The organism is Glaesserella australis (assembly GCF_003260095.1).
Lineage (GTDB): Bacteria > Pseudomonadota > Gammaproteobacteria > Enterobacterales > Pasteurellaceae > Glaesserella > Glaesserella australis.
The window spans coordinates 121374-142400 of sequence record NZ_PTPX01000018.1 but is presented as its reverse complement, the minus strand read 5'-3'; the positions used below and the strand labels follow the sequence as shown (position 1 = coordinate 142400).

18 protein-coding genes are annotated in these 21027 nt (G+C 41.3%); 10 read left to right on the top strand and 8 right to left on the bottom strand.

The window, feature by feature from the left end:
- Positions 1-89: 89 nt before the first annotated feature.
- From rpsU to rpoD, 3 genes are all read left to right on the top strand, one after another.
- On the top strand, positions 90-305 hold the full coding sequence (gene rpsU, locus C5N92_RS09750) for a 30S ribosomal protein S21 (RefSeq protein WP_005712190.1): 216 nt from the start codon (positions 90-92) through the stop codon (positions 303-305).
- 144 nt (positions 306-449) lie between these two features.
- On the top strand, positions 450-2198 hold the full coding sequence (gene dnaG, locus C5N92_RS09745) for a DNA primase (RefSeq protein ID WP_111750657.1): 1749 nt from the start codon (positions 450-452) through the stop codon (positions 2196-2198).
- 99 nt (positions 2199-2297) lie between these two features.
- The gene (gene rpoD, locus C5N92_RS09740) at positions 2298-4166 is read left to right on the top strand and encodes an RNA polymerase sigma factor RpoD (RefSeq protein WP_111750656.1); all 1869 of its coding nucleotides are present in this window, start codon (positions 2298-2300) and stop codon (positions 4164-4166) included.
- A gap of 42 nt (positions 4167-4208) precedes the next feature.
- Here rpoD and C5N92_RS09735 read toward each other — a convergent pair whose 3' ends face one another.
- From C5N92_RS09735 to rluC, 8 genes are all read right to left on the bottom strand, one after another.
- On the bottom strand, positions 4209-4727 hold the full coding sequence (locus C5N92_RS09735) for a porin family protein (protein WP_111750655.1): 519 nt from the start codon (positions 4725-4727) through the stop codon (positions 4209-4211).
- 76 nt (positions 4728-4803) lie between these two features.
- Complete coding sequence (locus tag C5N92_RS09730; protein WP_111750654.1) at positions 4804-5556, bottom strand: class I SAM-dependent methyltransferase; 753 nt, start codon at positions 5554-5556, stop codon at positions 4804-4806.
- A 98-nt stretch (positions 5557-5654) separates the two neighbouring features.
- Positions 5655-6341 (bottom strand): M15 family metallopeptidase, encoded by a 687-nt coding sequence (locus C5N92_RS09725; RefSeq protein WP_111750653.1) that lies wholly within the window; start codon positions 6339-6341, stop codon positions 5655-5657.
- A gap of 244 nt (positions 6342-6585) precedes the next feature.
- Positions 6586-7983, bottom strand: coding sequence for a cytochrome-c peroxidase (locus tag C5N92_RS09720; protein WP_111750652.1), 1398 nt, complete (start codon positions 7981-7983; stop codon positions 6586-6588).
- A gap of 123 nt (positions 7984-8106) precedes the next feature.
- Positions 8107-9240: a succinyl-diaminopimelate desuccinylase gene (gene dapE, locus C5N92_RS09715; RefSeq protein WP_111750651.1), complete on the bottom strand. Its 1134-nt coding sequence runs from the start codon at positions 9238-9240 to the stop codon at positions 8107-8109.
- A gap of 1 nt (position 9241) precedes the next feature.
- Complete coding sequence (locus tag C5N92_RS09710) at positions 9242-9589, bottom strand: ArsC family reductase (protein WP_111750650.1); 348 nt, start codon at positions 9587-9589, stop codon at positions 9242-9244.
- Positions 9590-9600: 11 nt separating this feature from the next.
- The gene (gene folP / locus C5N92_RS09705; RefSeq protein ID WP_111750649.1) at positions 9601-10446 is read right to left on the bottom strand and encodes a dihydropteroate synthase; all 846 of its coding nucleotides are present in this window, start codon (positions 10444-10446) and stop codon (positions 9601-9603) included.
- Complete coding sequence (gene rluC, locus C5N92_RS09700; protein ID WP_111750648.1) at positions 10443-11405, bottom strand: 23S rRNA pseudouridine(955/2504/2580) synthase RluC; 963 nt, start codon at positions 11403-11405, stop codon at positions 10443-10445. The genes folP and rluC overlap by 4 nt, the downstream gene beginning before the upstream one ends.
- A gap of 108 nt (positions 11406-11513) precedes the next feature.
- Between rluC and C5N92_RS09695 the strand changes: the two genes are divergently transcribed.
- The 7 genes from C5N92_RS09695 (at position 11514) to C5N92_RS09665 (ending at position 20867) form a co-directional block, all read left to right on the top strand.
- Positions 11514-12431: a mechanosensitive ion channel family protein gene (locus C5N92_RS09695; protein WP_111750647.1), complete on the top strand. Its 918-nt coding sequence runs from the start codon at positions 11514-11516 to the stop codon at positions 12429-12431.
- 379 nt (positions 12432-12810) lie between these two features.
- Positions 12811-15747 carry a ribonuclease E gene (rne, locus tag C5N92_RS09690; RefSeq protein WP_181015882.1) on the top strand — a complete coding sequence of 979 codons (2937 nt, stop codon included), beginning with the start codon at positions 12811-12813 and terminating at the stop codon, positions 15745-15747.
- A gap of 110 nt (positions 15748-15857) precedes the next feature.
- Entirely contained in the window at positions 15858-16337 is a 480-nt protein-coding gene (locus C5N92_RS09685; protein WP_111750646.1) for a hypothetical protein, read from the top strand.
- Positions 16338-16408: 71 nt separating this feature from the next.
- On the top strand, positions 16409-17065 hold the full coding sequence (locus C5N92_RS09680; RefSeq protein ID WP_111750645.1) for a hypothetical protein: 657 nt from the start codon (positions 16409-16411) through the stop codon (positions 17063-17065).
- A gap of 148 nt (positions 17066-17213) precedes the next feature.
- Entirely contained in the window at positions 17214-18140 is a 927-nt protein-coding gene (locus C5N92_RS09675; protein WP_111750644.1) for an aminoimidazole riboside kinase, read from the top strand.
- 198 nt (positions 18141-18338) lie between these two features.
- Positions 18339-19781 carry a glycoside hydrolase family 32 protein gene (locus C5N92_RS09670; protein WP_111750643.1) on the top strand — a complete coding sequence of 481 codons (1443 nt, stop codon included), beginning with the start codon at positions 18339-18341 and terminating at the stop codon, positions 19779-19781.
- A gap of 63 nt (positions 19782-19844) precedes the next feature.
- Complete coding sequence (locus C5N92_RS09665; RefSeq protein ID WP_111750642.1) at positions 19845-20867, top strand: LacI family DNA-binding transcriptional regulator; 1023 nt, start codon at positions 19845-19847, stop codon at positions 20865-20867.
- Positions 20868-21027: the final 160 nt, after the last annotated feature.

Genomic DNA, 21027 nt, shown 5'->3' with positions numbered 1-21027 from the left:
CTAGGCTAAAATGCACCACCTTTTTTAGTTCTATGCCGCCACCAATTGTGCGGTTTAATTTAAACATATATTTCCTGAGGTGATGGCTTATGCCAGTAATTAAAGTTCGTGAAAATGAATCATTTGACGTTGCATTACGTCGTTTCAAACGCTCTTGCGAAAAAGCAGGTTTATTAGCTGAAGTTCGTGCTCGTGAATTCTACGAGAAACCAACAACAATTCGTAAACGTGAAAAAGCGTCTTTAGCGAAACGTCATGCTAAACGTAACTTCCGTGAGAACGCACGTAACACTCGTTTATACTAATTTTATATTAGATAACAGAAGTTAGTTTGAGACCGTGAAACCGTTTGGAATCACGGTTTCCGCATTTATAAAGAGTCATTATAAGCGGTCACTTTTGCAAAGTATTTTGTAAATCTAACCGCTTGCTTAGCAGGGAGATAATCAATGAAAGGTTCTATTCCACGTTCATTTATTGATGATCTTGTTGCTCGAACCGATATTGTCGAGTTGATCAATAGTCGTGTTAAACTCAAAAAAGCAGGCAGAGATTATCAAGCCTGTTGTCCTTTTCACCATGAAAAAAGTCCTTCTTTTACCGTAAGTCAATCTAAGCAGTTCTATCATTGTTTCGGCTGTGGTGCACATGGTAATGCCATTAGTTTTCTAATGGAATACGATAAGCTAGAGTTTCCAGAAGCAATCGAAGAACTTGCAGCTTTGCATGGTTTGGAAGTTCCGCGAGAAAATGTGACCAACCGCGATGGGAGACCCCAAGCAAGTTATAAAACCCGACGTAATCTGTATGAGTTGTTGGATTTAGTTGCTCAATTTTATCAACAACAACTAGCTCAAGACAGTCAAAGCCAAGCCTATTTACAACAACGTGGGCTATCGCAAGAGATCATTGAACGTTTTGAAATTGGCTTTGCACCGAATGCTATGGACGTAGTACTTCGTCGATTTGGTAATAACCCTGAAGAAGTTCAAAAGCTACTAGATACTGGAATGCTTTCTAAAAATGAGCGTGGCAATGTTTATGATCGTTTTCGCAATCGTGTGATGTTTCCTATTCGTGATAAACGAGGGCGAGTGATTGCTTTTGGTGGACGGGTTTTAGGTGATGAGAAACCGAAATATCTCAATTCTCCTGAATCAGCGACTTATCATAAAGGTAACGAGCTTTACGGTTTATATCAAGCCTTACAACATAATGAGAATCCTGAATTTTTATTTGTGGTAGAAGGCTATATGGATGTGGTTGCTCTAGCACAATTTGGGGTGAATAATGCGGTAGCTTCGTTAGGTACAGCGACTACAGGTGAACAAATTCAGCTGATGTTTCGTGCCACTGAGCAAGTGATTTGTTGCTATGATGGCGACCGAGCAGGGCGAGATGCAGCATGGCGAGCATTGGAAAATGCGCTACCTCACTTACATGATGGCAGACAGCTCAAATTTATTTTTTTACCAGATGGTGAAGACCCGGATACCTTTATTCGCTCACAAGGCAAAGATGGGTTCGAACGTTACCTTGAAAAAGCACAAACCTTGAGTGAATTTTTATTTGATTCACTATTAGCACAAGTTGATCTTTCGACAAAAGAAGGTGCATCAAAACTTGCATCTTTAGCTATTCCGTTAATTAAGCGTATCCCTGGTGAAATGTTACGCCTTTACTTACGAAATATTTTAGGACAAAAATTAGGGATTCTTGATCCAACGCAACTAGAAGCATTATTACCAAAAATGGCTATTGAAAAAGAACCTACTCGCCACAATATGCCAAAAATTGAGCGCACACCAATGCGTTTATTAATTGCGTTATTATTGCAGAATCCCAAATTAGTTCAGCATGTTCCTGAAGATATTCGGTTTTTACAAAACTTGGAAGAAAAAGGGTTTTCTCTTTTTTTAGAACTTGCTCAGATTTGTCATCAAAACTTAGGGATATCAATGGGAGGATTGCTTGAGCATCTCCGTGATACACCTAATTATCGACATCTTGTAGCATTGGCTAATTGGGATCATCTTGTTTCGCCAGAGAACGTGGAAAATACATTTATTGATACGTTAGATTTTTTTTATAAAAAGCTTGTTGAAAGACAAATTGAAATCTTGATGGCAAAAGACCGTACCACAGGATTAAATCAGCAAGAAAAGCAAGAATTAATGTTATTGCTAGCAGGACGATAAGCGGTCATATTTTTATAATTTTTTACAAAATTAGCTCTCAATGTGAAAACCAGTGGTATAATCCACTGCTTATTTTTGCTCTAAAGAATGGATAAAACTATGGAACAACACTCTCAATTAGAAGAACAACAATCTCAGTTAGAACTTCTTATCGCTCAAGGGCGTGAGCAAGGATATTTAACGATTTCAGAAGTGCATGACCATTTGCCTGAAGAACTCGTCGATGCAGATCAAATCGAAGATATCATTCAGATGATCAATGATATGGGGATCAAGGTACTTGAAACCGCACCTGATGCTGATGATTTAATGCTTTCAGGTAATATTGCTGATGAAGATGTGGTAGAAGAGGCAACTAAAGTACTTTCAACGGTAGAATCAGAGCTTGGACGAACGACAGATCCCGTGCGTATGTATATGCGTGAAATGGGGACAGTTGAACTTCTTACTCGAGAAGGCGAGATCGATATTGCAAAACGTATTGAAGAAGGTATTAACGAAGTTCAATGCGCTATTGCAGAGTATCCTGAAGCATTATCAGAACTCATTGCTCGTTATGATCAGGTTGAAGAAGGAACGATTCGTTTATCTGATTTGGTAACGGCCTTTGTTGATCCTAATGCAGAAGAAACAGCATTAGTAGAAGATCTTGATGCAGTTTTAGAGCAAGATAATGAAGCGGATACCGTTGCGGATTTAGATGATGAAAGCGAAGACGAAGAAGGTGAGTCATCAGGGGATAATGGTGACGATAATTCGATTGATCCTGAATTAGCTCGTGAAAAATTCACATTACTAAAAGAGCAACATCAAAAAGCTTTACAAGCGATCCAAAAACATGGCCGTACAAGTAAACGTTCAAGAGATCAAATTCAAGCATTATCTGATATTTTCAGAGAATTCCGTTTAGTACCAAAACAATTTGACTTACTTGTTGAATCTATGCAAAAAATGATGAAACAGGTACGGGCTGAAGAACGTCAAATTCAACGTTATGCTGTGGAATATGCTGGAATGAAGAAAGTAGATTTCGTTAAAGCATTCCAAGGTAATGAACTTTCTGAAGCATGGATTGAAAAAGCGATTAATGCCAAAAAAGGCGGTGTACCGAAATTAGCCAATTATGTTGATAATATTCGCGTAAATATTGCGAATTTACAAAAACTTGAAGAGAACACGGGATTAACTATTTCCCAAATTCGAGAAATTGGCGGACGTATCGCTGATGGTGAATTAAAAGCGCGTAAGGCGAAAAAAGAGATGGTTGAGGCAAACTTGCGTCTTGTGATTTCGATTGCGAAGAAATACACCAACCGTGGTTTACAGTTCCTTGATTTAATTCAAGAAGGTAACATCGGCTTAATGAAAGCGGTTGATAAATTTGAATACCGTCGTGGTTATAAATTCTCAACTTATGCGACATGGTGGATTCGTCAGGCAATTACACGTTCTATTGCGGATCAGGCTCGAACCATTCGTATTCCTGTACATATGATTGAAACGATCAATAAACTTAATCGTATCTCTCGCCAATGTTTACAGGAAATGGGGCGTGAAGCAACCCCTGAAGAGTTGGCAGAAAAAATGGGCATGCCTGAAGATAAGATTCGTAAGGTACTTAAAATTGCTAAAGAACCTATCTCAATGGAAACACCAGTTGGCGATGACGATGATTCACATTTAGGTGATTTTATTGAGGATAGTTCACTTGAGCTACCGCTTGATTCTGCGACAGCAGAAAGCCTACGTATTGCGACAAATGAAGTGTTAGAAGGATTAACACCAAGAGAAGCAAAAGTATTACGTATGCGCTTTGGTATTGATATGAATACCGATCATACATTAGAAGAGGTCGGTAAACAGTTTGATGTAACACGTGAGCGTATTCGTCAAATTGAAGCGAAAGCACTACGTAAACTCAGACATCCAAGTCGCTCTGAAACCTTACGCAGTTTCTTAGATGATTAATCGAAAATCCCTAGCTTTTAGCTAGGGATTTTTTATCTGAATTTAAAAACGATATGCTGCACTTGCACTAAACGCATTACCTTTTAATTTCGTACCGCTATGTTTAAGGTTACTTCTAAGGTATTCTGCACCAATTTCGATATCATTTGATACCGCATATTTTACACCAGCGCCATAGCCGATACCTTTAAAACTACCAATATCACCTACTTTACTCACACTATAATTTAATTTTGCGTAAGGAAGTAAATCTGGTAAGACACGATAACCTTGTAAATAACCCGCACTGAATTGGGTTTTCTGTTTCACATCATTAAAAATTTTGCTACTGCCTAATTTTGCTTTACCTTCCACAAAACCAACGAGATCGTGTCCATAATCTATACCATAATCAACAACTAAGTTTACGCCTGTTGCTTGTTTACCTGCTAAACCTGCACTTTTATATTTTACAGTTGTTAGATCAAGACCAGCACCAAACCCAGTAAAGGTTGTGCCAACAGGGGCTGCAAATACTGTGCTTGATAATAGTGTAGTTGCGACAATCGCTAATTTTTTCATAATAAAAACTCCTATAAGGGTTAAAAGCATGGGAAGTTTACCCATGGATCTTTATCAATACAAGAAAATAATATCTTTATTTTAAATGAGATAAATAGATATCGAATCGATGATTTTTCGTCTCTTGGCTAAAATCAGGTTTTTGTTCAGCTAAAAACGGCGCATAATCAGGACGTTTGACGACCACTCTTTTTCGCGCTAGCGCCTTAGCGGGTAAGAAAAAATCATCTGAATCTAAATCCGCCCCAACCAAATGCTGAAATACCCGCATTTCCTTTTTAACTAACGCACTTTTCTGTTTATGCGGATACATAGGATCAAGGTAAACCACATCGGCAAAATCACGCTCAGGATCTAGCTCCGCAATCGAGTGAGCTGGTAATAACACCACTCGCTCTCTCATAAATCCGCCAATTTCCGCATCTTGATAAGCCCGAGCCAAACCGTCTTCTAACAACGCACTCACCACAGGATTACGTTCCACCAATTTTACTTTACAACCTACAGCCGCCAGTACAAAGGCATCTCGCCCAAGCCCTGCAGTTGCGTCAATCACGGTTGGCAAGTAATCGCCTTTGATCCCTACCGCTTTTGCCACCGCTTCACCACGTCCACCACCAAATTTACGCCGATGTGCCATTGTGCCGTCCACAAAGTTTACTGCGATAGCGCCTAATTTTGGCTCATCAAGTTTGCGTAATTCTAAGCGTTCGTTGGTTTGAACTAAGGCTAAAATCGCATCGGGATTGTGCTGTAATTGCCATTTTTCACAGGTGGCTTGAAATTTCTCAGGGAAATCGCTTTCGTTGAGTAGTTGGATTATTGTCATTTCTTTTTCATTGTAGGGACACACTGCGTGTGTCCGTAAAATAGTACATTTATCTAAATTTAATATGGAGCGGACACACGCAGTGTGTCCCTACCACATTATAAAATATAATGCTTAAATAGTTCATCAATATGTCGGTTCAAACTCTCACTGCCTGCCACATCTTCCCCTTGCCACACCATTTGCAAAATGTCAGACGAAAGTGACCGCTCGTATTGCTCGGCGATCGGGAAATAACTAATATGCCAAGGCTCTAAACCAATCTGCTTACTGTGATCTTCCATAAACGGAAAATAGAACCCGAACTGCTCCGCATTGACCAGTAGCCAATTCGTTAAACGTTGAAAATAACCGCCTGTTTGATATTCCCAAGGCTCTAACATTAACGTCTGACCTTCGGGGAGCAAGTCAGGATCAAAAATATCGATTTCCGTTCCCCAATGATGACGGCTTGCACCAGGCACTGCAGACCAACGCAAAATCGCTTGGCATTTTTGCCAATCGTCCAAACCGCTTAAATCTAACGCACAGCCGTTATCATCGTGAACTTTACGCCCGCCATTAAATTTGGTATTCCAAATCAGTTTTTGTCGCTCAAAATCACGGTAGGTGCTGGCAGGTTGAAGATTAAAGCCCGCCTGTTTTGCTGCTTGTTGGAGCTGTAAAAAAGCGTTTACCACATCAGCTTGCAGGTAGTGTTTATCTGACAATTCATTCGGTAGTGGTACTAAATGTCCTCGGCTTTTGCCTGTGAGAATATCGTTTAAATTTGCAAAATTTGGCATAGATGAGACCGCTTGGGGAAATGGAGAGATTATAGCAGAAAAGGGAAGCGGGAGAGATATTTCTCCCTTTGGAAAATAAGGCTATCAAGTTCTACTGTAGGGACACACTGCGTGTGTCCGTAAACACAATCAAATAAAATTTAGATAATCGGACACACGCAGTGTGTCCCTACAGGATAAATTTGTTAGAACTTGGCAACTCCCCTTTGACAAAAGGGAGTTTAGCTAAGGACTACGCAAAAAATTATTCTTCACGCGTTAGGATTTTACCCTTATATTCCCCAGTTAATGCTTCAAGGAATGAAGTGAGATCGTTAAGCTCTTGATCTGTCAAGGTTTTACCGCTTTGGTAATGTGCCATTACACGTACCGCTTCTTTCAGATCTTTCACACTACCGTCGTGCATATAAGGGGCGGTGAGTGCCACGTTACGCAAAGTTGGTACTTTGAAACGGTGCATATCCGCTGGATCTTTGGTTTGTGAGAAACGACCGTGATCGTCTGCAGTAATCGGTGTGCCGCGTGCTTTGAAGTAATCATCATACAATCCCATATATTCAAAGGATTGTCCGCCCATTGCTGTACCTGTGTGGCAGGTGTCGCATTTGGCTGATTTGAACAATTCATAACCACGTTTTTGAGCGTCGTTTAACGCATTTTGATCGCCTTTTAAGAACTTGTCGAAGGCACTGTTTGGCGTAATCAAGGTTTTCTCAAATTCTGCAATCGCATCGGTTAATGTATCCGCTGTCAATTCAGGATACGCCGCCAAGAACTCTTGCATAAAGGCAGGATCTTGCTTGAATTTCGCTAAAATTTCATCAAAGCTATGTGAACCCATTTCCACTGGATTAAGCGGTGGGCCTTTCGCTTGATCCGCTAAATCTTTCGCACGACCGTCCCAGAATTGTAAGTGGTTGAACGCCGCATTATAGACAGTTGGGGCATTGATGCCGCCTTTTTGTCCACGAATACCAGTTGATGTGGTCAATCCGTCCACACCTCCTTTGTCTAATTGGTGGCAGTTGCTACACGCCACTGTGCCGTCACCAGATAAACGTCCATCGTGATAGATCGTATCACCTAACGCCACTTTGCGTGGGTCGGTGGCTAAAGCATCAGGAATTGGCTGAACTAAACGAGTTGGATCAACGCCAGCGGTGTTTTTCGGCACAAAATGCTCCGCACGTTGTTGGTGAATCCAGTCAAGCACGATTTGTTTCTCTTGCTCATCAGGGCGAGATCCCCAGTGAATATGGATAAAGCTTGCAATCGGCATTGTGTCGTTGCGTAACACATATTCTAGTTTAGCAAGATCGGCTTCAGATAATTTGCTCGGATCTTTCATACCTTCTAATATTTTATCTAAACGGAAAAAGCGGTTGCCCGTAGCGACATCATTTTCCATCATTGAGTTGACAACAGGAAGATTTGCATAGAACGGCATTTCGGCATTTGGTGAGTGGCAGTATTGGCAACCGTTGTCAAAAAGGACTTTGGCGACTTCTTGTTGTTTGCCACTAAAATTGGTTTGAGCCAGTAATTTGGTGGCTTGCTCTTGGTCAAAGGTATGCACATATCCTACAACTCCTAAAAAGCCAGCCACGCCAAGTGCAATGGCGGATAACAGTAGTTTTTTCATTGGTAACGCTCCATAAATAAAGAAAGAAGGAAAACGGCGTTATTATCCATAGAAAAAACTAAGGTTATTTGATCTAGTTCAATAGATTTAATTTATAAATACTATTTGAATGATAGTTAAAATTTATATTGTTAAAATCTTTTGAGCAATTTGGTAATACACTTCGCCACATTTGCCCAAATCGTCTACGTTTACACATTCGTTTACTTTGTGGATTGTTTGGTTAATTGGTCCAAATTCCACCACTTCCGCACCCATTAAAGCAATAAAACGCCCGTCTGATGTGCCGCCGCCTGTATCAAGCTTAGGCGTAATTTGTGTCACGTTTTCGACCGCTTGTATTGTTGCCTGAACCAATTTTCCATTTCCTGCTAAAAATGGTTTTCCCGACAAGTTCCACTCAATTCGGTGTTTTAAATCGTGTTTTTGCAACATTTCAGCCACTTTTGTTTTGATGATGTCATCGTTCACTTCCGTACAGTAACGCAAATTAAACTGCACATAAAGCTCACCGGGGATCACGTTATTACTGCCCGTGCCAGCCTTAATATTGGCAATTTGTAAGCTTGTCGGTGGGAAAAAGGCATTGCCGTTATCCCATTGATAGTTCGTCAATTCGCTTAAAAACGGCAGGGCGGTATGCACCGGGTTTTCAGCTAAATGGGGATAGGCGACGTGTCCTTGAATGCCATCGATATATAAATTAGCGGTAATCGAACCACGGCGACCGTTTTTCACCACATCACCAAGCTGTTTGGTGCTGGACGGCTCGCCAACCACGCAATAATGGATCGGCTCCTGACGTTGCATTAAGGTTTCGACCACTTTAACCGTACCGTCCTTTGCCGCTGCTTCTTCATCAGACGTGATGAGTAGGGCGATTTTGCCCTGATGATTAGGATTATTTCTCACAAAGGTTTCGCAAGCAATCACCATTGCTGCTAACGATCCTTTCATATCTGCTGCCCCACGACCGTAAAGTACGTTATCGACAATCTCTGCCGAAAACGGCGGATATGTCCATTGGCTTTCATCGCCTTCAGGCACAACATCGGTATGCCCTGCAAACGCAAGACAAGGCTCGCCTTCGCCGTGAGTTGCCCATAAATTTAGGGTGTCGCCAAAAGGCAACCATTCCAATTTAAATCCGACCGCTTGTAGTCGTTCGGCAATCAGTTGTTGGCAGCCTTCATCATTCGGACTGATCGATTTACGTTGAATAAGGGATTGAGCAAGAAAGATGATTTGATTTTTCATATTACTTCCCAAACGCCTGCTGATATGACTTTTCATCAAACCCAATCAATGCTACGCCTTCTGCAAGCACAATCGGGCGTTTGATTAAGGTTGGCTGTTCTGCCAATACTTTTAACGCTACTTCTTTAGTGAGATTATTTTTGATCTCATCATCTAAATTACGCCAAGTGGTGCTACGTTTATTGACTAAATTTTCCCAGCCGAATTTTTCCGCCATTTCGGCAAGCCAAGCGGTATCTAACCCATCTACACGGTAGTCGTGTAGTTGCGGATTGAGATTGTTATCCGCTAGCCATTTGATCGCTTTTTTAACCGTATCGCAGTTTTTAATGCCGTAGAGTGTTGTCATTTTTGTTCCTTTTATTCACATTCGTTCATTGCTTGCCACACTTTCAGAGCATCTGCCGTCTCCGCCACATCGTGGACTCGCACGATTTTCGCTCCATTTTGTACCGCCAATAATGCCCCTGCGACACTGCCAGCCACACGCTGATCGACAGGTTTGTTAATCACATTGCCGATCATCGACTTGCGAGAAAGCCCAGCCAACACAGGATATCCCGACTCCACAAACACTTTTAAATGTTTAAGCAGTTGATAATTATGTTGCACCGTTTTGCCAAACCCGAAACCGACATCTAAAATAATATGCTCTTTGGAAATGCCCGCCATTGTGCAAGCGAAAATCCGTTGATTCAAGAAATCCGCCACTTCTTCCACCACATCATCATAATCAGGATTTTGTTGCATCGTCTGCGGTGTGCCTTGCATATGCATTAAGCAAACGGGCAAGCCGAGTTCCGTTGCTGTTTCCAACGCATTTGGTTCTTGCAAGGCTCGAATATCATTGAGAATATCCACCCCAGCCATTGCCGATTGACGAAAAACTTCCGCCTTTGAGCTATCCACCGAAATCAAACAATCAAACCGCTTGCGAACGGCTTCCACCAACGGCACAACTCGCTCTAACTCTTGTTCAAGAGTCACCACTTCCGCATTTGGACGTGTGGATTCGCCGCCAATATCAATAATATATGCTCCATCATTGAGCATTTTTTCAACTTGAAATAGGGCTTTATCAAGCGTAAAAAACTTGCCCGAATCCGAAAACGAATCGGGGGTAAAATTTAAAATCCCCATAATTTTCGGGGAACTGAGATCTAACAAGCGGTCGTTTTGTTGGAAATTTTTGTAATGGATTTTCACTTTTCTTCTCTCAATTTAGATAACACCGCTTTCAACTGCTTATCCAACGGTGCTGTTACCACCATTTCCTCTCCCGTTTTTGGGTGAACAAAGCGGATAGAATGAGCGTGTAGGAATAAACGGTTTAGTCCAACTTGTTGCATTTTTTGATCGAAATCACGGTCGCCATATTTGTCGTCTAAGGCAATTGGATGTCCTGCGTATTGGGTATGCACACGGATTTGGTGGGTTCTGCCTGTAACGGGCGAAGCCTTAACCAGAGTAGCCGTTGGGTAGCGTTCTTCAATCACAAAACGGGTTTCGGACGGTTTGCCCTCTTCGCTCACTCGCACAATACGTTCGCCACTTGAAAGTTCGTTTTTCAGTAGCGGTGCTTTAATCACTTTCACGTGCGATTGCCACTGTCCACGCACCAAGGCGAGATAATCTTTCTGTACCACTTTTTCACGCAGTTGCTCGTGTAGATTTCGCAAGGCAGAACGTTTTTTTGCCACTAGCAACAGTCCTGATGTATCACGGTCGATTCGATGTACCAGTTCTAAAAAACGGGCTTCTGGGCGTAACGCTCGCAAGGCTTCAATCACGCCAAAACTCAATCCACTACCGCCGTGGACGGCAATGCCAGACGGTTTATTGACCACTAACATCACTTCATCTTCATAGAGAATGTGGTTTTCCAGTTCCGCCACTTTGTTGAGCTTGGTTGAAATCTGCGGTTCATTTTTTTCCGCCACACGCACCGGTGGTACACGCACGATGTCGTCTGCTTGCAGTTTATATTCAGGCTTAATTCGCCCTTTGTTTACTCGCACTTCGCCTTTACGCACGATGCGATAAATCAAACTTTTCGGCACGCCTTTGAGTTTGGCGAGCAGGAAATTATCTAAACGTTGCCCAGCTTCATCATCGCTAATGGTAAAAAATTGAACGCTGGCACTTATTATTTTTTCTGTTGTCATATTCACTTCAAAATAGGAAAAATTGGGAAGATTCTATCATAGAATCACCTAAGAGTTCGGTTTGCTTATGTTAGAATGCGCCGATTTTATTGATTATTGGAGAAAACCATGACCACAACTGCTGATAAAGCAAAGGAAACAACTACAGAACTGACCTTGCCCCCTGAAGCAAAGGAGATTATCAGTGATGTAAAAAATTTAGATTTTCAAGGACTTATCCATGATTGGATCATTCCTTATGGGACAAAATTATTAATTGCCATCGCCATTTTTATTGTCGGGCGCTATCTAGCTCGTATTTTAAGCGGTCTCATTGGCAAAGCTGTCTTAGCATCAAGTAAAGATGAGATGCTACAAGGGTTTGTCCGCTCAATAGCCTATTTTCTTTTCTTATTAATTACGGTTATTGCTGCATTATCACAACTAGGCATTAATACAAGCTCACTTGTTGCATTAATTGGTGCTGCTGGTTTAGCGATTGGTTTGGCCTTACAAAATTCATTGCAAAATTTTGCCGCAGGTGTGATGTTGTTGATCTTTAAACCTTTTAATAAAGGTGACTTTATTGAAGCGGGGGGCAGTTCAGGAAAAGTAGAACAAATGGGGATTTTGATGTTGGAACTTCGTACAGGTGATAATAAAACTGTCTTAATTCCAAACGGCAAAGTCTTTGCCGACAGCATTACTAACTACTCTCGTAATGAAACTCGCCGTATCGACTTTATTTTTGATATTAGCTATGAATCAGATATTGAGAAGGCAAAAGAAATTATTGCTCAAATTCTCTTTGAAGATGAGCATGTACTTAATTATCCAGAACCAACCATTGCCGTTGGTAATTTAGCTGCGAGTAGTGTTCAGCTCTTTGTTCGCCCTTGGGTTCAAACGGGTAATTATTCAGATGCCCAATTTGCAATTTTAGAAAAAGTAAAAATCGGTTTTGATAAGGTTGGAATTTCAATTCCTTATAATCAATTAGATTTACACTTACCGTCGCAAACATCCATTACGTTATCTAAATCTTAATTTAAACTTACAAGCGGTTAGTTTCAGACGATTTTTTGCAAATATCAATGAACTGACTGCTTGATTTTTTCTCCCTAATACCCCTACTTTTGTCTTTCTATTTTCTGCTTAAAGTGCCATAATGACTCGCTTTTTCTGTCTATTGAATTTTATCTGATGAAATTACAAAAAATTAGACAAAAAGCACCGCTTGCAACGGTTGAATATGCAGTTTTTGTGATTAATTATGCGGTCAATGGTTGAGTGTAAGACATAAAAAATCACATTAGATATAGGGTATCAGACAGTTTGTCCTTAGACAGTCGGGAGATTGGCAGATGATCATAAAAACAAACCCGAGCCCTAGAAAACACTAACAAAAATAAAATGAGAAAACACAATGAAAAGAATGTTAATCAATGCAACTCAAAAAGAAGAGTTGCGAGTTGCCCTTGTTGACGGGCAACGTTTGTTTGACTTGGACATTGAAAGTCCAGGTCACGAACAAAAGAAAGCGAATATTTACAAAGGTAAAATTACGCGTGTAGAGCCAAGTCTTGAAGCTGCATTCGTGGATTACGGTGCAGAACGTCACGGTTTCCTTCCTTTAAAAGAAATTTCTCGCGAATACTTCCCTGAAGGCTATGTATTTCAAGGTCGCCCGAATATTAAAGATATTATTCAGGAAGGGGCGGAAGTTATTGTTCAGGTGAGCAAAGAAGAACGTGGTAATAAAGGGGCTGCGTTAACGACCTTTATCTCGTTAGCAGGTAGTTACCTTGTGTTGATGCCAAATAACCCTCGTGCGGGTGGGATTTCTCGCCGTATTGAAGGGGACGAGCGTTTAGAGCTAAAAGAAGCGTTGGATTGCTTAGATGTGCCTGAAGATGTTGGTTTGATCGTGCGTACCGCTGGGGTTGGCAAGTCGCCAGAAGAGTTGCAGTGGGACTTAAAAGTGTTATTGCACCACTGGGAAGCGATTAAAAAAGCGGCGGAATCTCGTCCAGCACCGTTCTTAATTCATCAAGAAAGCGATGTGATTGTGCGTGCAATTCGTGATTATTTGCGTCGTGATATTGGTGAGATCTTAATTGACAACCGCAAAGTATTTGAAAAAGCGAAAAACCATATTCGCTTAGTGCGTCCTGATTTTATCAATCGTGTACGTCTGTATGAAGGCGAAGTGCCGTTGTTCAGCCATTATCAAATTGAGTCGCAAATTGAGTCGGCGTTCCAACGTGAAGTGCGTTTGCCGTCGGGCGGTTCTATTGTGATTGATGTGACCGAAGCATTAACGGCGATTGATATTAACTCATCTCGTGCAACCCGTGGCGGCGACATTGAAGAAACCGCTTTAAATACTAACTTGGAAGCGGCAGATGAGATCGCTCGCCAGTTACGTTTGCGTGACTTAGGCGGTTTGATTGTGATCGACTTTATCGATATGACCCCAGTGCGCCACCAACGTGAAGTGGAAAATCGTATCCGTGAAGCGACACGCCAAGACCGAGCTAGAATCCAGTTCGGACGCATTTCTCGTTTCGGCTTGCTTGAAATGAGCCGTCAGCGTTTAAGTCCGTCATTAAGTGAAGCCTCATCTCATGTTTGTCCACGCTGTCAAGGCACGGGCAAAATCCGTGATAACGAGTCTATTGCCTTGTCGATTTTACGTTTACTTGAAGAAGAAGCGATTAAAGAAAATTCATCACAAGTTCACGCCATTGTGCCAGTGGAAATTGCCTCTTACTTGCTCAATGAAAAACGTAAAGCGATCAGCGACATCGAAAAACGCCACGATGTGCAAGTGATTGTTGTGCCAACGGAAAGTATGGAAACGCCACACTTTAGCGTTTACCGTCTGCGTGAAAATGAAATCGTGCCAACCTTAAGTTACGATTTGGCGAAACGTTACCAAGAGCAAGATGAAGAAAACCATATTCATCATCACCATTCTGAAGAAGCGTTGGTTACTCGCAACGAACCTGTGATTACGGTGGAGTCAGTGTTGCAAAGTTCAGAATTGAATTTACAACCAGCACCAACGCCAGTAGAACCTGCGAAGCCGTCTTTGATTAGCCGTATTATTGCGAAAATTAAAGGGATCTTTGCTTCAGAAGAAAAAGAGCCTGAGAAAAAACAGGGCAAAGGTAAAACACGCAACCAGCGTGAGCGTCGCCAACAACGCCGTGAACGACCAAATCGTAATGAACGCCAAGAGCGTAAAGCTACGGCAGTCGAAGCAGTGAAAGAAGTCGCTCCAGTTCAAGCAGAACCGAAAAAACGCCGTGAAATTGTTGAAGAAGTTGTGCAACAGCCGACAGAACAACGTCCGCAACGTGATGCAAAAGTCGCTGAGCGTCGTCAACGTCGTGATTTGCGTAAAAAAGTGCGTGTAGAGTCTTCTGAAAATGTAGAAGAAACCAGTGTTTCTTTAGCTCCTGTTGAAAATGTTGCGACTTCATTTGCTGCAGCAGAACCTGTTATTGCACCAACGAATGTGGAAACCACCGTTGAAAATATCGAACCTGTTGCTGAAGAGCGTAATGAACAACGTGAGTCTCGTCAGCGCCGTTTGCCACGCCATTTACGAGTGGGCAATCAACGTCGTCGTGAGCGCCGTGAAGAAGTGAAAGCGGCTATGCCGTTAAGTTCTGCGGTTGCTTCACCAGAGCTTGCAAGCGGTAAGATTTGGGTGAAGTTTAACGAAACACCAAAAGCGAATACAGAAGAGAAAACACGTTTCTTATCTGTCGATGAAATGCTACAACAGCAGTCAGAGCCTGTGAAAGCCGTAGCTGAAACAGTTCAACCTGCCGAAGCAGAGAGTAAAGACTCTGCGGTTCCTTTTGGTTATTTTGTAAAACAAGGGACGGATCGTGATTTAGTTAAAGATAATCACAAACGTCGTTTTAAGTCAGATGATAGCTCAGACGAGATTGATGAAAAAGCCGTTGCGTTATCTGCGAAACCGTTTGGATTAGTTGTTTCACAATCAACGGATCGTGATCTTGTAAAAGAAAATCATGAGCGCAGACGTATTGTTCAAGCTACTGTTCAAGCACCAGAGCAAATGGAGCCAGAGAGTAGTCTAGAGCAGCCGATAAAAATTTATCAAAGCCAATATCAATTTGAAGGTAAACTTGGTACTTTTTCGAGAGCTAAGCATACTCAAGTAACGATGACCGTAGCATCTGCTCCGAAAGAAGAAATTGAGCTAATTCAAGTGAAAGAATGGCAAAATTCCAAATATTATTTCTATGGAAAAGGGTTTGGCGGTCATAGTAGTGCGGTAAGCCATGTTTACTCTGCTCCGCGTATTGCTAAAACAGTTGCCTAATAAATAGGCATATAGGAATAAATAAAAGGAACTAAGTTTTTAGTTTATACTCTAAAAGGACGCTCTATATGGAGCGTCTTTTTTATTCTTGGTTTAATAGGAAAATGTATATGAAAAAATCATTATTAACGGCTTTAGTTTTAGGTGTTGCAACTCTTTCTTTAACTGCTTGTGATCAAGCAAAAGAAAAAGCAGCAGAAGTAAAAGAAACTGCAAAAGCAGCTGCAACGGAAGTAAAAGATTCTGCAACCGCAAAAGTTGAAGAAGCAAAAGAAGCAGTATCAAAAGCAACAACTGAAACAAAAGAAGCGGTTGTAGCTAAAGCAGAAGAAGCGAAGCAAGCAGTTACTAATGCGGTAGCAGAAACAAAGGATGCTGCAGTTGCAAAAGTTGAAGAAGCAAAACAAGCAGTAACAAATACTGTCACTGAAGCAAAAGATGCGGCAGCAACTAAAGTTGAAGAAGCAAAACAAGCAGTAACAAATACTGCAACTGAAGCAAAAGATGCAGCGGCAACTAAAGTTGAAGAAGTTAAACAAGCTGTTGAAACTAAAGTTGAAGAAGTGAAATCAGCAGTAGAAACGAAGTAGTTTCTTTTAGTATAATAAATAGGCACAGTATTTACTGTGCCTTTTTTATAACAACATATGGAGATATTTCTATGAAAAAATCATTATTAGCACTATTAGTATTAGGAACAACAGTCTCACTCGCTGCTTGTGATAATGGTAAAGCTAAGGTAGAAGCTGATCTCAAAGCCACTCAAGCGCAATTAGTGGAAGTTCAAAAGCAAGCAGATGAAAAGATCGCTTTGGCTGAAAAACAAGCTCAGGAAAAAATTATAGAAGCACAAAAACTAGCAGATGAAAAAGTTGCAGAAGTACAAAAACAAGCAGATGGAAAAATTGCTGAGCTTCAAAAAGCTGCAGATGCAAAAGTCGCGGAAGCAGAAGCAAAAGTGGCAGAAATGAAAAATTCTGTTGAAGGGCGTATTGCAGAAGCTGCAAAAGTTTATGAAGACAAATGGAATGAAATTAAAACAAGTTTAGGTGCATCAATGGTAGAAGCTAAAGCAGCAATTGCAGATAAAATGGATAGCTTCGGTAAAGTCGTTCAGGGGGTTGCATCTGATCTAAAATTAGATACGAAAGATGTTGTGAAATCTGTTGAGGAAAAAGCAAAAGATGTAAAACAAACTGCGGTGGAATCAAAAGAAACTACTGATGCTGTTAAGCAAGCGGTTACAGAGAAAGTTGAAGCTGCTAAAGATGCTATAAAAGATACTCAAAGTACCGAAAAATCGGTTGAATCGAAATAAATTTCCACTTTATTTGTATGAATGCCAATATTGAGAGATATTGGCATTTTTTATAAATTTTGTAGAGAAGCCCTTTATAAAATTGCAAAACTAAACCGTTTTAGCTACTATGCATAAAATTATTTTTTACTCTTTGCGAGGATGAATTATGAGCAAAATTTGGGTGTTAGGCGATGCAGTGGTGGATTTAATTCCTGATGGTGAGCATCACTATTTACGCTGTGCAGGCGGGGCGCCAGCGAATGTGGCTGTGGGCGTTTCTCGTCTTGGTGTGGAAGCAGGTTTTATCGGGCGTGTGGGTAACGATCCGCTCGGTAAATTTATGCAACAGACCTTGCAAGACGAAAAAGTTTGTACCGAGCAGATGATCCTTGATCCGCAACAACGTACATCGACGGTAGTCGTTGGTTTAGATCAGGGTGAGCGTAGCTTTACTTTTATGGTTAATCCAAGTGCTGACCAATTTTTAGAAGTGAGCGATCTGCCGAATTTCCAACAAGGAGAATGGTTGCACTGCTGTTCAATTGCGTTGATTAACGATCCGTCTCGTTCGACTACTATTGAAGCGATCCGCCGTGTGAAACAAGCGGGTGGATTTGTCTCTTTTGATCCAAATCTGCGAGAGTCACTCTGGTCAAGTCTTGATGAAATGAAAAAAGTAGTAAATAGCGTTGTAGCAATGGCGGACGTGTTGAAGTTCTCCGAAGAAGAATTGACGCTACTGACGAATACCACCAACCTTGACGATGCCGCCAAAGCGGTAACTTCGCTCTACCCTGAAAAGTTGATTATTATCACCTTAGGCAAAGACGGGGCGATTTATCACTTAAACGGCAAGAGCCAAATCGTTGCAGGAAAAGCCTTAAAACCTGTTGATACCACAGGGGCGGGCGATGCCTTTGTGAGCGGTTTATTAGCAGGCTTGTCGCAAGTGTCAAATTGGAAAGAAAACGAAGCGGTGTTAGTTGATGTTATCCGCAAAGCTAATGCGTCAGGAGCATTAGCGACAACAGCGAAAGGCGCAATGTCTGCTTTGCCGAATAAAGCGGAGTTAGAGACGTTTTTGCAAAGCTAGAGTACCAATTATACTCTCTCCCGTTTACGGGAGAGAGACAGCCCAAAATAGCGTAAGGCTATTTGGGGCAGAGAGAGGGCAAAAGCGGTTATTTTTGACTAAAATCTTGCAACGTTGTTGCAATCCCCCCACCCTAACCCTCCCCCGTAAACGGGGGGGAAAGCTAGTGAGAGGGGAATTACCCACAAGGTTCCCACTATGCACATTTTCAATCAAGGTAAATACAAAAGCCTACACGCTCAAGAGGCGGGTGAACTTCAAGCCGTTCGCCAAATCGTTGAGCAAGATCACGATTTCCGTCCAACTTATCACCTTGCCCCACCAACAGGGCTACTTAACGACCCAAACGGGTTGATTTTTGATGGCGAAAAATATCACATTTTCTATCAATGGTTCCCTTACGATGCCTTGCACGGTATGAAGCACTGGAAACATTTTATCACCTACGATTTCCGAACCTTTACCGAAGCCGATCCGCTTATTCCTGATGAAATGTTTGAGTCTCACGGCTGTTATTCGGGTGGAGCGATTTTGTGGCAGGATAAAATCGTGGCGTTTTACACAGGCAACACTCGCCGAGCCAGTGATAATCAGCGTGTGCCACATCAAAACATTGCGATTTTCGATAAATCGGGCAAATTGCTTGAAAAGCGTTGCATTATCGATCAAGCTCCACAAGGCTATACAGAACACGTGCGTGATCCAAAACCGTTCGTCACCCAAGAGGGCAAAATCCGTTTTGTGCTTGGGGCGCAAAGAGAAAATCTCACTGGCACAGCTTTGCTCTATGAAATGGATAACCTTGAAGCTACGCCCCGTTTGCTATCTGAAATAGCGATTAACGACTTTGACAACAGCAAAGTATTTATGTGGGAATGTCCTGATTTGTTCCGCCTTGCTGATAAAGATCTGTTCGTTTGGTCGCCACAGGGCAAAGGGCGTGAAAAAACACGCTTCCAAAATAACTACCACGCAACCTATGCGTTGGGAACCTTAAACGGCACAACCCTGACCGCAGAGCATATTGAGGAACTCGATTACGGCTTTGATTTTTACGCACCACAAACGGTACAAAATGCACGGGGGATTTTATTCGGCTGGGTGGGCTTGCCTGATTTGACCTATCCAACAGATAAATATAAGTGGCATTCAATGCTCACAATGCCACGCCAGCTTGAAGTGAAGCAGGGCAAAGTGTTCCAACAGCCTGTAAAAGAAGTTTATGCAGGGCTTGAGCATCAAGCAGAGTTAAGTGTGAATGGAATTGCTGAAATTGACAATCTCGATACCGCTTATTTGCAATTTAATGTCGAAAACCGACCGCTTGTGATCCGCTTTTTCGATAACGACGAGGGGCAACATTTGACTTTCCGCTATGAAAACGGCGTAGTGACCCTTGATCGCTCTCACACAGAGCAGACGGAGCTAATGCAACAATTTGGCGAACAGCGTTATTGTGAAGTGGAAAAACTAGAAAAGGTCGAAATCTTTTTTGATCGCTCGGTAGTGGAAATTTTCCTGAATGACGGCGAGAAAGCAATGACATCAAGGTTCTTTATCGCGAATCGTCGAAATTGTTTAGAAACATCAAGAAATATTGAGATCCAACTTGTAACTGTGACGAAAATTTGCGAAAAATAGTTAATATCGGATGGGGCACGACACAATAATAATTATGCCCCATTTTTATTTAAAGGAGAAAATATGGAAATTAAATCTCAGCGGAAACGCCTAACACTTAATGATATTGCTCAACTTTCAGGTGTGTCTAAAACAACGGCAAGTATGATTTTAAATGGTCAAGCAGAGCAATTTCGTATTAGTCCTGAAACTTGTCAAAAAGTGGAATCTATTGCTAAACAGTATGGATATCGTGCGAATGCTTATGCAAAGGCATTAAAACTTCGCCGTACTAATGTGATTGGCTTAGTCATTCCTGATCTTACCAACTATGGTTTTGCATCTACGGCAAAAACCTTAGAGAGATTATGTCGAGAAAATGGCTTACAGCTTGTGATTGCTTGTTCAGATGATAATCCACAGCAAGAAAAACAGGCGATTGAGCGCTTACTCGATCGTCAAATTGATCTATTGATTACTGCACCGACTCATCAAGATCCTAAATACTATAAATCTATTTTAAAGCATACTTTAGTATTACAGTTAGATCGATATGTGCCTAATCTTGAATTAGGTTATGTCATCAGTGCTGATACAGACAAAATTGCAGAACTTGTTGCCCTTACTATCAAGCGTTATCAACTTAAAGAATATTTTTATTTTGGAGGGCAATCATCCCTTTCCCCTAGCCAATCTCGTTTAAATGGGTTCATTCAAGGGCTTAGAAACGGAAATTTACTTGAAAATCCTGATTGGATTTTGCACAAAGATTACCAATCCGAGTCGGGGTACCAAATGATGACAGAATTAGTAGAACGTCTAGGGCGTCTTCCTGAAGCGATTTTTACTGCATCTTATACTATTTTAGAAGGTGTGCTGCGTTATTTAACCCAGCATAAGCAAATGGATAAGCTTTTAAATAGAGAATTGCATTTAGCGACTTTTGATGATCATGATCTGTTAAATGCTCTCCCTTTTCATATTCATTCTATTCGGCAAGATCATGAACAAATAGCTTTACAAACCTTCTCATTAATTAGAAGAAAGCTACAAGGTAAATCTGCAGAGAATATTCAGGTGGAATGCCAAATTCAGTGGAGAGATTAAATTTTTAAAAAATTTGTTAAAATCGTAAAAAAATTTCTTATACTAATTGTGTATTCTCTGAAAATGATAACCTTCTAAAAAATTGAATAATTTAGATTAAAAAACTAAAACTAGTAGTAATCATTAGTTTTTTAATCTGGTAAAGATCGTAAAAACTGGG

Bases quoted from the DNA above. Each gene is read 5' to 3' on its own strand.
- rpsU (WP_005712190.1), top strand. From the start codon at position 90: ATGCCAGTAATTAAAGTTCGTGAAAATGAATCATTTGACGTTGCATTA.
- dnaG (WP_111750657.1), top strand. From the start codon at position 450: ATGAAAGGTTCTATTCCACGTTCATTTATTGATGATCTTGTTGCTCGA.
- rpoD (WP_111750656.1), top strand. From the start codon at position 2,298: ATGGAACAACACTCTCAATTAGAAGAACAACAATCTCAGTTAGAACTT.
- C5N92_RS09735 (WP_111750655.1), bottom strand. From the start codon at position 4,727: ATGAAAAAATTAGCGATTGTCGCAACTACACTATTATCAAGCACAGTA.
- C5N92_RS09730 (WP_111750654.1), bottom strand. From the start codon at position 5,556: ATGACAATAATCCAACTACTCAACGAAAGCGATTTCCCTGAGAAATTT.
- C5N92_RS09725 (WP_111750653.1), bottom strand. From the start codon at position 6,341: ATGCCAAATTTTGCAAATTTAAACGATATTCTCACAGGCAAAAGCCGA.
- C5N92_RS09720 (WP_111750652.1), bottom strand. From the start codon at position 7,983: ATGAAAAAACTACTGTTATCCGCCATTGCACTTGGCGTGGCTGGCTTT.
- dapE (WP_111750651.1), bottom strand. From the start codon at position 9,240: ATGAAAAATCAAATCATCTTTCTTGCTCAATCCCTTATTCAACGTAAA.
- C5N92_RS09710 (WP_111750650.1), bottom strand. From the start codon at position 9,589: ATGACAACACTCTACGGCATTAAAAACTGCGATACGGTTAAAAAAGCG.
- rluC (WP_111750648.1), bottom strand. From the start codon at position 11,405: ATGACAACAGAAAAAATAATAAGTGCCAGCGTTCAATTTTTTACCATT.
- C5N92_RS09695 (WP_111750647.1), top strand. From the start codon at position 11,514: ATGACCACAACTGCTGATAAAGCAAAGGAAACAACTACAGAACTGACC.
- rne (WP_181015882.1), top strand. From the start codon at position 12,811: ATGAAAAGAATGTTAATCAATGCAACTCAAAAAGAAGAGTTGCGAGTT.
- C5N92_RS09685 (WP_111750646.1), top strand. From the start codon at position 15,858: ATGAAAAAATCATTATTAACGGCTTTAGTTTTAGGTGTTGCAACTCTT.
- C5N92_RS09680 (WP_111750645.1), top strand. From the start codon at position 16,409: ATGAAAAAATCATTATTAGCACTATTAGTATTAGGAACAACAGTCTCA.
- C5N92_RS09675 (WP_111750644.1), top strand. From the start codon at position 17,214: ATGAGCAAAATTTGGGTGTTAGGCGATGCAGTGGTGGATTTAATTCCT.
- C5N92_RS09670 (WP_111750643.1), top strand. From the start codon at position 18,339: ATGCACATTTTCAATCAAGGTAAATACAAAAGCCTACACGCTCAAGAG.
- C5N92_RS09665 (WP_111750642.1), top strand. From the start codon at position 19,845: ATGGAAATTAAATCTCAGCGGAAACGCCTAACACTTAATGATATTGCT.